The organism is Geminicoccus harenae (genome assembly GCF_019800005.1).
Classification (GTDB): Bacteria; Pseudomonadota; Alphaproteobacteria; order Geminicoccales; family Geminicoccaceae; genus Geminicoccus; species Geminicoccus harenae.
On sequence record NZ_JABGCL010000225.1, the window covers coordinates 1 to 674 of the forward strand.

General features: G+C 38.4%; 1 protein-coding gene. It reads right to left on the minus strand.

From position 1 onward, the window contains the following. Positions 1–674: integrase (locus HLA95_RS30420; RefSeq protein ID WP_222185183.1), on the minus strand; the 674-nt coding region annotated here is incomplete at both ends.

The following is a 674-nucleotide window of genomic DNA, read 5'->3' on the forward strand; positions in this document are numbered from 1 at the left end:
TTATTATAAGCAAATTCTGCTAAAGTCACATGTTTATACCAATTACCTTTAAACTCCAAGGCACAAGCACGAAGCATATCTTCCAAAATCAAAATAGTGCGTTCAGACTGTCCATCAGTTTGAGGATGATGTGCTGAACTCATAGTCAACTGAGTCCCTAATGCTCTATTCAATGCACCCCAGAAACGTGCAGTAAATCTTGCATCTCTATCAGAAACTATGGAAACAGGCACACCATGCAATCTGATAATCTCATCAATGTACAGTTTAGTTAACACACTCAACTTATAAGTCTCTTTAATAGGCAAAAAGTGAGCAGACTTTGTTAATCTGTCCACAATCACCCAAATAGCATCACATCCAGTCTCAGTCTTAGGTAATCCAGTCACAAAGTCCATGGTGATATGCTCCCATTTCCATTCAGGAATAGACAAAGGTTGAAGCAATCCCAATGGTCTTTGATGCTCTGCTTTTACTTGCCGACAAACTTCACACTGCTTCACAAATTCAGCAACATCTTTCTTTAACCCTCTCCACCAGAAATTTCTTTTTACATCATGATACATTTTTGTTGCTCTAGGATGAATAGAAAAACATGAACGGTGAGCTTCATTAAGAACATCAAAACAAAGCTGCCCATAAGGAACAAACAGCCTGTTATGACAACGTAATCC